Genomic DNA, 11494 nt, shown 5'->3' on the forward strand with positions numbered 1-11494 from the left:
CACAGTGTCGATCATGAGGTGGCAGGGACATTTCGGACCCCGACCACCGTCAACTTCATGATCGACGCGGGTGGGTTGGTCAGGGCCGGTCCAGGTAGGCGTCCCAGTCGTCGTCAGGGATGCCGTTGGGGCCGGTCTCGCCGTTGGCGAGGCGCGTCCGGATGTCCGCCTCCCACCGCAGCGCCCACGTGCGCAGCTCGTCGACCTGCGGTTCGGTGAGGCCGTATGAACGGAAGGTTCGGGTGTCCCGCTCAACCACGCCACCCAACCGATCGGCCAACTCGTCCAGCAAGAAGCCCGCGGTGTGTTGGGCGCCGAGACGCTCCAGCTCCGACCACGCGAGTCGCCCGTTCGCGGCGCGGACGTCTATGTAGTCCCGGTGGGCGGCGCGGTCATGCAGCGCGCGGACCTTGAGCCCGACGGCGTCCTCGAAGGCCAGCACCGGGCCGACAGCCATTCGGGCTGGTGGCGCAAGCGCCTCCTTGAGCAGGTCGACCTCGCATGACGACACATCGTCCGAGATCAACAGGCGAGCCATCCGAGATGTCGACTCGATGATCCGAGCGGAGAACCCGGCTGCGACGTAGGCGGCGGCGAGACGGTCCGTCACGACAGGAAGCGGCATCGCGGCGGACGTGGCGAAGTCGATGTCCTGGGAGGGCCGGTTGACCAGTTCGTGGGCCCATATGGCGTAGCCACCCGCGAGCATCAAGCCCAAGTCGTCGCCGGCGGCAAACCCGATCTTCAACAGGCGACGATGCAGCTCGTCCATTACTCGGCGGCGAGGTCGGGCAGTCGTCGCTCCCAGAGCCGCGTCACCCGGCGCGCGGTCAGCCGCCGGATGCGGGGCCAGTCCTGACGGAGCAGCGCGGCGTTGACGTAGTTGACGATGTCGCGTCGCTGGCCGCAGTCGAGCAGCAAGCAGTAAAAGGTCAGTCGTTCGTGCGGATCGCCGATGTCGTAATCGGTCGGCCCCGACCAGGCCAGCCGCAGAGGCAGGCTGACCCGGCCCGATCGCGGACCGGCCAGCATCTCCAGCGAGGCCGGGATCCGGTCGATCGCGCTGTGCAGGCGGGACGGCAGCGCTTCGGTCGAACTCACCCTCCCAGTATGGCCGACCGGCCCGACGACCTCGCGGTTGTGACCCGCGCCGGGTTCCCGGAACCGGGGTGAACCGGCGGACTAACGTCTCGGGCATGAGTCACGGCTTCGAGACGCTCGCCATCCACGCCGGCCAGGACCCGGAGGCCCGCACCGGCGCGGTGATCCCTCCGATCTACCAGACCAGCACCTACGCCCAGGACGCGGTCGGCGCGCCCCGCGAGGGCTACGAATACAGCCGCTCCGGCAACCCCACCCGGGACGCGTTGCAGGAGTGCCTTGCCGCGCTGGAGGGCGGCCCGGTCGGGCTCGCCTTCGCCAGCGGCCTGGCCGCCGAGGACACGCTGCTGCGGACCGTCTGCAAGCCGGGCGACCACGTGGTGATCCCGGACGACGCGTACGGCGGCACCTACCGGCTGTTCGCGAAGGTGGCCGAGCGCTGGGGCCTGGACTACACCCCGGCGAAGGTTTCCGACCCGGCCGCGGTCCGGGCCGCGATCCGGCCCGGCGCGACCCGGATCGTCTGGGTGGAGACGCCGACGAACCCGCTGCTCGGCATCGCCGACATCGCCGCCCTGGCCGCCGTGGCGCACGACGCCGACGCGCTGCTGGTGGTCGACAACACGTTCGCCTCGCCGTACCTGCAACAGCCGATCGCGTTCGGCGCGGACGTGGTGGTGCACTCCACCACGAAGTACGTCGGCGGGCACTCCGACGTGGTCGGCGGCGCGCTGGTCGCGGCGGACCGCGGGCTCGGCGAGGAACTGCGCTACCACCAGAACGCGATGGGCGCGGTCAACGGCCCGTTCGACGCCTGGCTCACGCTGCGCGGCATCAAGACCCTCGGGGTACGGATGGACCGGCACTGCGACAACGCCGAGCGGATCGCCGCCTTCCTGGACGGCAACGCGAAGGTCGCCGAGGTGCTCTACCCGGGCCTGCCGTCGCACCCGGGTCACGAGGTGGCCGCCAAGCAGATGCGCCGGTTCGGTGGCATGATCTCGTTCCGCGCGGCGGGCGGTGAGGAGCACGCCGTGGAGATCTGCAACCGGGCCCGGCTGTTCGTGCTCGCCGAGTCGCTCGGCGGGGTGGAGTCCCTGATCGAGCACCCCGGCCGGATGACACACGCCAGCGCTGCCGGCTCGCCGCTTGAAGTTCCCGGCGATCTCGTGCGACTGTCTGTCGGCATCGAGACGGTCGACGACCTGCTCGCCGATCTGGAGCAGGCACTGGGCTGACCGCTGGACGGGAGGGTGGCAGTGCCGGACATCTTGCCGACGACCTGGGTCGGGGCGACCGCGAAACAGATCGCCCGCGCGGTACGCCGCGGCGACGTCTCCGCCACCCAGGTGATGGCCGACCACCTCGACCACGTGTCACGGGTCGACGCCGAGCTGGCCGCGTTCCGCGCGGTCCGTGGCGGCGAGGCGATCACCGAGGCGGAGAAGGTCGACGAGCAGGAGGAACTGGCCGACCTGCCGCTGGCCGGGGTGCCGGTGGCGGTCAAGGAGAACACGCCGGTCGCCGGCCTGCCCACCTGGAACGGGTCGGCCGCGATGCGTACTCCCGTGGCGGAGGCCGACCACGAGGTGGTCCGGCGGCTGCGCGGCGCGGGCGCGGTGATCCTCGGGGTGACCCGGATGCCGGAACTCGGCCTCTGGGCCCTCACCGACGACGACACCGGCGTGACCCGCAACCCCTGGGACCGGACGCGTACCCCCGGCGGCTCCTCCGGCGGCGCCGCCGCCGCGGTGGCCGCCGGGCTGGTGCCGATGGCGCACGGCAACGACGGTCTCGGTTCGATCCGCATCCCGGCGGCCTGCTGCGGTCTGGTCGGGCTCAAGCCCGGTCGGGGCGTGGTGCCCTGCCAGCTCGGCGCGGACGACTGGTTCGGTCTCACCGAGCACGGCATGCTGACCGGGACGGTGGCGGACGCGGTGGTCGGCTTCTCGGTGCTGGCCGGCCGCCGGCCGGACAAGCTGGTCCCGCCGCCGCGGCTGCGGGTGGGCGTCTCGCTGCGCTCCCCGGTCCGGGGCGTCTCGCCGGACGCCGCGAACCGGGACGCGGTCGCCGCCGCCGGCCGGCTGCTGGCCGCCGCCGGGCACGACACCGTCCCGACCGACCCGGTCTACCCGACCCGGCTGGGCCTCCAGGGCATCGCCACCTGGTTCGCGGCCGCCGCCGCCGACGTGCGGGCCGCCGGGGTGGCGCCACGCCAGCTCCAGCGGCGCAGCCGCCGGCACGTCGCGCTCGGCGAGTGGGCGCAGCGCCGGGGGTACGTCAGGGAGGCCGACCGGGCCGCCTGGCGCGAACGGTCGGTGCACTTCTTCGACGACCACTCGGTCGACCTGCTGCTCACCCCGGCGCTGGCCGGGCCGCCGCCGGAGGCCGCCGGCTGGTCCGGCCGCTCCTGGCTGGCGAACATGTCGACGAACATCAGGTACGCCCCGTACGCCGCGCCGTGGAACATCGCCGGCCTGCCGTCGATCGTGGTGCCGGTCGGGCGTCGCCCGGACGGGCTGCCGGTCGGAGTGCAGTTCGTCGGCCCGCCCGGCTCCGAGCTGCTGCTGCTCGGGGTGGCCGGCCAGTTCGAGATGCAGGCGCCGTGGCAGCGGCACGCCCCCGGCTATCCCCGTGTCGGGACGGGGTCACCGGCCGTCGCATGATCGTCTAACGTGTGCGCGTCCCTGTCGCGCGCACTCCTCCGGACGGTCCCGATGCACTGCCAGACCTGCGGGGACGCCACCTCGCCCGCCTTCGACGAGTGCCAGCGCTGCGGCACCCGCCACGGCCAGCCCCCGGTGCTCCCCGGCGTGCCCACGTACCCGGTCCGGGGCCTGGGGACGGCCGTCTGCGTCGCGGTCGGCGCGACCGCCGTGCTGTTCACGCTCTCCGCGCTCTTCCCGCTGCTCGGCGTCCGCCTGGCCCGTTCGGCCGCCGAGCAGCTCGACCGGGACGTGCTGCTCGGCGCGGTGCTCGCCGAGGTTCTGCTCACCCTGCCGTTCATCCTGGCCGTGCTGGTGGCCGCCACACTGGTGGTGATCTGGACCTGGCGGGTGCGCCGGAACCTGGACGCGTTCTCCGGCGCCGCGCCGACGCAGAGCCCCGCCTGGGCGATCGCCGGCTGGCTGGTGCCGTTCGCCAACTTCGTCGTGCCGGCCCGGGTGGTGGCCGAGGTGGCGCGGTTCAGCCTGTGGCGCCGCCGCACGCCGTGGCTGGTGCCGCTCTGGTGGGCGGCCTGGCTGGTCTTCTCCGTCGGGGAGCGGGTGGTGGCGCAGTTGGAGGAGCAGCGGTACGGGCGGCTGACCGAGTGGCCGCGCAGCGAGGCCGAGTTCGCCACGTACGTCACGTTCTACCGGGAGGCGCTCGCGCCCCGCCTGCTGCCGGTGCTCGCCTGCCTGGTCGCCGCGATCTCTTTCGTCGTGCTGGTTCGCCGGATCTCCACCGCCCAGCAGGACCGGATCGCGCGGGCCCGACCCGGGTTCCCGGGCTGGCCCGGTCACCCCGGCTGGCCGGGACGTTCCGGCTGGTCAGGCCAGTCCGCTCAGGGCGGCGGGCCCGGTTGGCCAACGGCCGGCGCGGCCGGCCCCGCACCTGTCGCGGGGCTCACGCCCGGTGCGCCCGTGGCGACGTCGCCGCAGCTTCCGCCCGGTGCGGGTGGCACCATCGGGGCATGACGGAACTGGTCGGTCTCGCCGACGTACAGGCCGCGCGGGAGCTGCTCGCCGGCGTCACCCGGACCACCCCGCTGGAGCCGTTCCGGCCGCTCAGCGCCGCGTTCGGTGGGCCGGTCATGCTCAAGTGCGAGAACATGCAGCGCGCCGGGTCGTACAAGGTGCGCGGCGCGTACGTGCGGATCTCCCGGCTCTCGGCGCAGGACCGGGCCCGGGGCGTGGTGGCGGCCAGCGCCGGCAACCACGCCCAGGGCGTGGCGCTCGCCGCCGGCCTGCTCGGCGCGGAGGCCACCGTCTTCATGCCGGTGAACGCGCCGCTGCCGAAGGTCTCCGCGACCAAGAGGTACGGCGCCCGCATCGAACTGGTCGGCACCACTGTCGACGAGGCGCTGGTCGCGGCGCAGACGTTCGCGGAGCGGACCGGCGCGGTGTTCATCCACCCGTTCGACCATCCGGACGTCATCGCCGGTCAGGGCACGGTGGCGTTGGAGATCCTCGAACAGTGCCCGGACGTGCGCACCATCGTGACCGGGGTGGGCGGCGGCGGCCTCGTCTCCGGGATCGCGGTGGTGGCCAAGGCGCTGCGCCCGGACATCCGGGTGATCGGGGTGCAGGCGGCGAGCGCCGCCGCCTTCCCGCCCTCGCTGCGGGCCGGCGAGCCGGTGCGGCTGCCCGCCTTCTCGACGATCGCCGACGGCATCGCCGTGGGTCGTCCCGGCGAACTGACGTTCACCCACGTCCAGCGGCTGGTCGACGACGTGGTCACGGTCTCCGAGGAGGACATCTCGCGGGCGTTGCTGACGTTGATGGAGCGCAGCAAGCAGGTGGTGGAGCCGGCCGGCGCGGTCGGCGTGGCGGCGCTGCTGGCGGCCGTCGTGGAGGTGGAGTTGCCGGTGGTGGCGGTGCTCTCCGGCGGCAACATCGATCCGGTGCTGATGCTCCGGATGATCGAGCACGGGCTGGCGGCGACCGGGCGTTTCCTGCGCATCACGGTGCGCTGCACGGACCGGCCCGGGCAGCTCGCCTCGCTGCTCGGCGAGATCGCCGGGCACCGGGCCAACGTGGTGGACGTGGTGCACCAGCGGGCGAACCCGCAGCTGCGGCTCGGGGAGGTGGAGGTGGCGCTCTCGGTGGAGACCCGCGGGGTGACGCACTCCGACAAGCTGGTCAGCGCGTTGCGGGCCAGCGGCTACCAGGTGGAGCTGACCGGCGACGTGTGAGATCGCGAACGCCCCGGCCGGATGATCCGGTCGGGGCGTTCGAGTGGTGCGGCTCGGGTCCGAGGAGCCTGTCAGCCTCGGTCGGGTCGGACCCGAGCCGGCCGGCGCGGGTCTGCCAGCGGGATCAGCCGGAGTACGGCTCGAAGGACACCACGGTCACCTTGATGTCGGCGCCGCTCGGCGCCGTGTAGGTGCAGGTCTGGCCGGCCTTGCCACCGAGGATCGCCTTACCGAGCGCGGACTCGGGGCTGTAGACGGTCAGCTCGGTGGTGGAGGCGATCTCGCGGGAGCCGAGCAGGAAGGTCTCGGTGTCGTCGGCGTCGTCGTCGAAGTAGATCGTCACGACCATGCCGGGCGACACCGCGTCGGCATCCGGCGCCTCACCGACCTTGGCGGTGCGGAGCAGCTCCTTGAGGTAGAGGATGCGTCCCTCGGCCTTGCCCTGCTCCTCGCGGGCGGCGTGGTAGCCACCGTTCTCCCGCAGGTCGCCCTCCTCGCGCCGGGCGTTGATCTCGGCGGCGATGACCGGCCGGTTGGCGATCAGCTCGTCGAGCTCGCCCTGCAGGCGGTCGTACGCGTCCTGGGACAGCCAGGTGGCGGGCGCCTCGTTTCCGTTGGTGGACACAGGCGATCTCCTCGGTTGGTGCGGACTGGCTGACAGGTGAACTACCAAGCTACCAGTGCCGTGCCCGTCCGGGTGTGCTCGATCACCCGGGGTGCCGGCGGTGGGACCCACCCGGGTGCGAGGTCCGGCGGCTCGCCGGCGCTCCGGCTCAGGCCGGTCGGCAGCGCAACACCTCACCGATGAACGGCCGGGCGCTGGTCGGCACCTCCTGGCTGGCCCGGACGTGCCGCTGGCCGGGCCCGGCGGTCACCGTGGCCTCGACGTGGCCCACCTCGGCGCCGTCGTGCGAGCGGGCCCGCAGCAGGCAGGTGGCCGAGCCGCCCGGCGGCACGGTGACCCGGAAGTCGACCACCACCCGGGAGTCGGTGATCCCGGTGTAACTGATCATCTCGCCCTGGTACTCCGGGTCGCCGTACTGGGTGTAGAGCTTCGCGGCACCCAGCCCGAGCACGGCCAGCACGACCGCCACGGTCAGCGCGAGCAGAAGCGGCCGGCGGCGACCCGGCTCCCGGCGGCGGCCGTAGCGGCCGGGCGGGAAGACCGGCGTGCCCGGTACGACTGTGGCGTGCGTCTCGCTCACCGGCGGGTATCTCCTGGCGTTGTTGTCGGCGGCATCGGCAAGAATGGCAGGGTCCATCTTCCCAGCCCGGCGCTGAGCCAAGGATGGCAGGTCGGCCCCGACCGGCCCGAGTGGTCCCGGCCACTCCGACGGGGTGCCGGCCGGCCAGCACGGGGGCTTTCGCGGGCGCGGGGGGAGATTCCGGCAGGTCAGCCGGTCGGCCCGGGTGGGGTCGGTCGGTGGGCACAGACGAGGAGCGCCCAAGGTGGCAGAGCAACTGCGTCTCATGGCGGTGCACGCCCATCCCGACGACGAGTCGAGCAAGGGCGCCGCCACCATGGCGAAATACGTCGCCGAGGGGGTGGAGGTGCTGGTCGTCACGTGCACCGGCGGCGAGCGGGGCAGCGTGCTGAACCCGAAGATGGACCGGCCGGACGTGTGGGCCAACATCGGCGACATCCGCCGGGCCGAGATGGACGCCGCCCGCGCGGTCCTCGGCGTCGAGCAGGCGTGGCTCGGCTTCGTCGACTCCGGGCTGCCCGAGGGCGACCCGTTGCCGCCGCTGCCGGAAGGCTGCTTCGCCCTCCAGGAGGTGGAGGACGCCGCCGCGCCACTGGTGCGGCTGATGCGGCAGTTCCGCCCGCACGTGGTCACCACGTACGACGAGGAGGGCGGCTACCCGCACCCGGACCACATCATGACCCACAAGGTCACCGTGGCCGCGTTCGAGGCGGCCGGCGACCCGGAGCGCCACCAGGAGCTGGGCGAGCCGTGGCAGCCGCTCAAGCTCTACTACGACGTGGGCTTCTCCCGGGCCAAGATCATGAGCCTGCACGAGGCGATGCTCGCCGCCGGCCGCGAGTCGCCGTACGTGGAGTGGATGAAGCGCTGGGAGGACCGCCCCGACAAGGGCGACCGGATCACCACCCGGGTCGACTGCGCCGCCTACTTCCCGGTCCGCGACGACGCGCTGCGTGCCCACGCCACCCAGATCGACCCCGACGGGTTCTGGTTCCAGGTGCCGATGGACCTCCAGCAGCGCGCCTGGCCCACGGAGGACTTCCAACTCGCCCGATCGCTGGTGGACAGCCCGCTCCCCGAGTCCGACCTCTTCGCCGGCGTGCGCGAGACGTGCCGTGCCCACTGACGTCGGCGCGGGCTACCCTGGTCGTCAGCCGCACATCGGAGGAACACCATGCTGACCGCCGCCCAGGTGCTCGCGGAGAACAACTTCGGTGACACCCGCACGGGTGGTCTGGCCGGTCCGATGGGCCTCTTCCTCATCGTCGCGCTGGGCACCGTCACCGTCCTGCTGATCCGCAACATGAACGCCCGGCTGCGCCGGCTGCCGGACCGGTTCCCGCCCCAGGGCGAGCCGGGGCGGGTCGACGCGGCCGTCGTCGATCCGACAGAGGGGACTGTCGGGCAGGATTCACCGACGAATACTCCCAACGGCCCCCAGCAGCGCCGCAACAGCTGAACACCACGTGAATCACGCCCAAGTCGGTCGTCCACCCCTGTTGCGACCACCGGCTTTGGCTTAGCCTTCCGCCGGGGGGACCGTCAGGCCCCGGACCCTGCGCGGAAGGGGGGCGTCGATGTCGAGGACAGCCACGGGCCCCGACCGTGCGCCGATCCCGGGCCGTCCCGGGGCGGGGCCGTGACCTCCGACCCGGCCGACCGTCCCCCCGACCGGCTCGGCCTGCGCGGCACCCCGTTGAGCGTCGTGCTGCTGACCGCCGCGGTCGCGGTCACCGCGCTGCTGGCCGCGGTGCTCGGTCTCGCCGTACCGGCGCACCTGCCGGTCGACGACCCGCTGCCCGGGCCGGCGCGGTTCGGCCTCGCCGCGGTCACGTTCGCCGTCGCCCAGCTCGCCCGCCTGCGCTTCCGCACCGCGGCCGGCATGGTCAGCATCACCTGGGGCGAGGCCGCGCTCGTGGTCTGCCTCTGGCTGGTCCCCGCCGGCTGGCTCCCGGGCGCGGCGCTGCTCGGCGCCGGCGCCGCCTGGACCACCATGTCGCTCGTCGCCGACCGCCGCCCGGTGCTGGAACTGGTCCGCATCGCCGGCTCGCTCACCGCCGCCACGGCGCTGGCCGGGGCCGTCGCGAGCGCGCTCGGCCGGCCGCTGCTCGCCGCGCCGACCCCCGAGCTGGCCCTGGCGCTGGGCGCCGGCGCGGTCACCTACCTGCTCACCACCGCCTGGCTGGGCGCCGCCACGATCGCCCTGCGGCACGGCATCCCGATCGGGCCGCCGCTGCTGGCCGCGCTCCGCGGCAAGCTGCCCATGTTCGTCGGCAACGTCGCGGTCGGCCTGGTGGTGGTCGCGCTGCTCGAACTCGACGCACGCTGGCTGCTTCTCCTGCCGCCCCCGCTGTGGCTGCTGCAACAGACCTACCGGCACCGGCTCCGGGCCGACCAGGAACGGCGGACCTGGCGGGCGTTCGCCGAGGCCACCGCCGCGCTCAACCAGCTCGACGAACGCGGTGTCGCGACCGCCGCGGTCACCGGCGCGCTCACCCTGTTCGGGGCCGAGCTGGTCGAGGTGGACGTGGCGCGCGGGGAGGGGCACTGGCGCCGCTACCGGGCCGACCTCGGCGGTCAGGTGCGGGACGTCGAGGTGGACCCGACCGCGGAAGCCGGCACCGGCGAGCACGAGCTGGTCCGGCGGCTCGCCGTCGGCACCGTCGAGGTGGGCCGGCTGCGGGTGCGCTTCGCCCGGTCCGCCCCGCCCAGCCCTGCCGAACGTGACGGGGTGGCCGCGTTCTCCGACGCCCTGGCCGCCGCGCTGCACGACGCCGCGACCCACCGCGAGCTGCGGCTGGTCACCGCCCGGTCGTCGTACGAGGCGGTGCACGACCAGCTCACCGGGCTGCTCAACCGGGCGGCGCTGCTGGCCCGGGGCGACCAGGCGCTGCGGCAGCGTCCGCACGACCACCCGGTGGCCCTGCTCCTGCTGGACGTGAACCAGTTCAAGGAGGTCAACGACACGCTGGGGCACGCCGCCGGCGACGAGCTGCTGCGGCTGACCGCCAACCGGCTGGCCGTGCTGACCCGGCCGGGCGACCTGCTCGGGCGGCTCGGCGGCGACGAGTTCGCGCTGCTGCTGACCTCGGTCCCGGTGATCGACGACCGGACGGCCCCGCTGACGTACGCGCTGCGTCAGGCCCGGGAGGTCGCCGAGCGGCTCGCCGCCCCGACCGAGGTGGCCGGCGTGCGGATGTCGGTCGAGGTGGCGGTCGGCGTGGTGGCGGCCGACGCGGGCACCGCCGACCTGACCGAGCTGCTGCGGCGTGCCGACATCGCGATGTACCAGGCCAAGGAAGGTGGCGGCAGCGTCGCCGCGTACGACAGCTCACGGGACGCGGCGAGCACCGACCACCTGGCGTTGCTCGCGGAGCTGCGCGAGGCGCTGGCCGCCGACGACCAGTTGGTGCTCGCGTTGCAGCCGGCGGTCGACCTGGCCACCGGCGCGCCGACCGGGGTGGAGGCGTTGATCCGGTGGCGGCATCCGCGCCGGGGCTGGCTGGGACCGTCCGACTTCATCCGGCCGGTGGAGAACAGCGAGCAGCTCGGCAGCTTCACCCGCTACGTGCTGGACAAGGCGCTGGCGGTGGCCGCCGGGTGGGCACGGGAAGGGCTGGACGTCCCGATCTCGGTGAACCTGTCGGCGCGCAGCCTGCTCGACCCGCGGTTGCCCACCGAGATCGAGGAGGCGCTGCGCCGGCACCAGGTTCCGCCGAGCCGGCTGGTCCTGGAGATCACCGAGACGGTGGTGATGAGTGAGCTGGAGGTCATCGACGAGGTGCTGGCCACGCTGCGGGAGATGGGTGTGCAGCTCGCCGTGGACGACTTCGGCACCGGCTTCTCGTCGTTGACGTTCCTGACCCGGATCGCTGTCGACGAGTTGAAGGTGGACCGCTCCTTCGTGATCCGGATGGCCGACTCGCCGGAGGCGGCGGCGATCGTGCGTACCACCGTCGGGCTCGCCCACGAGCTGGGCCTGCGAGTGGTGGCCGAGGGCGTGGAGACCGCCGAGCAGCGCACCGCGCTGGCGGAGCTGGGTTGTACCGCCGCCCAGGGCTACCACTTCTTCAAGCCGATGCCGGCGGACAAGATCGGCGCGGTGCTCGGCTCGCTGCGCGACACGGCCCGCGGCAACGTCTTCCCCCTGCGCGCCGACGGCGCCTCCTAACTCGAAAATCGACCGTGACTTGACGTGCGGCAGCATCCCGCGTCGCGAAGCGGCGCGGGATGGGTCTTGTGGGGTGGTGCGTTAGGCGGCGAGGTCGAGGGTGACGCGGTAGCCGAGGGCTTC

At 73.4% G+C, this 11494-nt stretch carries 11 protein-coding genes; 7 read left to right on the forward strand and 4 right to left on the reverse strand.

Annotated features, from left to right (window positions below):
- Positions 1–79: 79 nt before the first annotated feature.
- Both C8054_RS28875 and C8054_RS28880 read right to left on the reverse strand, forming a co-directional pair.
- Positions 80–772 carry a nucleotidyl transferase AbiEii/AbiGii toxin family protein gene (locus tag C8054_RS28875; protein WP_107162312.1) on the reverse strand — a complete coding sequence of 231 codons (693 nt, stop codon included), beginning with the start codon at positions 770–772 and terminating at the stop codon, positions 80–82.
- Positions 772–1101 (reverse strand): hypothetical protein, encoded by a 330-nt coding sequence (locus tag C8054_RS28880; protein WP_107162313.1) that lies wholly within the window; start codon positions 1099–1101, stop codon positions 772–774. Before C8054_RS28880 ends, C8054_RS28875 begins: the two co-directional genes overlap by 1 nt.
- Positions 1102–1196: 95 nt before the next feature.
- Here C8054_RS28880 and C8054_RS28885 point away from each other — a divergent pair, with 95 nt between their 5' ends.
- The 4 genes from C8054_RS28885 to ilvA are packed head-to-tail and all read left to right on the forward strand — an operon-like array spanning position 1197 to position 5995.
- Complete coding sequence (locus C8054_RS28885) at positions 1197–2339, forward strand: cystathionine gamma-synthase (protein ID WP_107162314.1); 1143 nt, start codon at positions 1197–1199, stop codon at positions 2337–2339.
- Positions 2340–2354: 15 nt separating this feature from the next.
- Positions 2355–3767 (forward strand): amidase, encoded by a 1413-nt coding sequence (locus tag C8054_RS28890; RefSeq protein ID WP_107162315.1) that lies wholly within the window; start codon positions 2355–2357, stop codon positions 3765–3767.
- 51 nt (positions 3768–3818) lie between these two features.
- The gene (locus C8054_RS28895) at positions 3819–4778 is read left to right on the forward strand and encodes a DUF4328 domain-containing protein (protein WP_107162316.1); all 960 of its coding nucleotides are present in this window, start codon (positions 3819–3821) and stop codon (positions 4776–4778) included.
- Positions 4775–5995 (forward strand): threonine ammonia-lyase, encoded by a 1221-nt coding sequence (gene ilvA, locus C8054_RS28900; protein WP_107162317.1) that lies wholly within the window; start codon positions 4775–4777, stop codon positions 5993–5995. Before C8054_RS28895 ends, ilvA begins: the two co-directional genes overlap by 4 nt.
- Positions 5996–6119: 124 nt before the next feature.
- Here ilvA and greA read toward each other — a convergent pair whose 3' ends face one another.
- Together greA and C8054_RS28910 are read right to left on the reverse strand one after the other, a co-directional pair.
- Positions 6120–6620, reverse strand: coding sequence for a transcription elongation factor GreA (gene greA / locus C8054_RS28905; RefSeq protein WP_107162318.1), 501 nt, complete (start codon positions 6618–6620; stop codon positions 6120–6122).
- Between the two features lie 148 nt (positions 6621–6768).
- Positions 6769–7200: a DUF4307 domain-containing protein gene (locus tag C8054_RS28910; protein WP_107162319.1), complete on the reverse strand. Its 432-nt coding sequence runs from the start codon at positions 7198–7200 to the stop codon at positions 6769–6771.
- A gap of 244 nt (positions 7201–7444) precedes the next feature.
- On the opposite strand from C8054_RS28910, the gene mca reads away from it, so the two are divergent.
- The 3 genes from mca to C8054_RS28925 all read left to right on the forward strand — a co-directional run bounded on the left by mca (position 7445) and on the right by C8054_RS28925 (position 11371).
- Positions 7445–8326 (forward strand): mycothiol conjugate amidase Mca, encoded by an 882-nt coding sequence (gene mca / locus C8054_RS28915; protein WP_107162320.1) that lies wholly within the window; start codon positions 7445–7447, stop codon positions 8324–8326.
- A gap of 48 nt (positions 8327–8374) precedes the next feature.
- Positions 8375–8659 carry a hypothetical protein gene (locus tag C8054_RS28920; protein ID WP_107162321.1) on the forward strand — a complete coding sequence of 95 codons (285 nt, stop codon included), beginning with the start codon at positions 8375–8377 and terminating at the stop codon, positions 8657–8659.
- 222 nt (positions 8660–8881) lie between these two features.
- A complete protein-coding gene (locus C8054_RS28925) occupies positions 8882–11371 on the forward strand; it encodes a bifunctional diguanylate cyclase/phosphodiesterase (RefSeq protein ID WP_233220229.1) in 2490 nt (829 codons plus the stop codon).
- The last annotated feature ends 123 nt before the right edge of the window (positions 11372–11494 follow it).

The organism is Micromonospora sp. RP3T, from assembly GCF_003027925.1.
Lineage (GTDB): Bacteria > Actinomycetota > Actinomycetes > Mycobacteriales > Micromonosporaceae > Micromonospora.

Coding starts and splice junctions, on each gene's coding strand:
- C8054_RS28875 (WP_107162312.1), bottom strand. CDS start 772: ATGGACGAGCTGCATCGTCGCCTGTTGAAGATCGGGTTTGCCGCCGGC.
- C8054_RS28885 (WP_107162314.1), top strand. CDS start 1,197: ATGAGTCACGGCTTCGAGACGCTCGCCATCCACGCCGGCCAGGACCCG.
- C8054_RS28895 (WP_107162316.1), top strand. CDS start 3,819: ATGCACTGCCAGACCTGCGGGGACGCCACCTCGCCCGCCTTCGACGAG.
- ilvA (WP_107162317.1), top strand. CDS start 4,775: ATGACGGAACTGGTCGGTCTCGCCGACGTACAGGCCGCGCGGGAGCTG.
- C8054_RS28920 (WP_107162321.1), top strand. CDS start 8,375: ATGCTGACCGCCGCCCAGGTGCTCGCGGAGAACAACTTCGGTGACACC.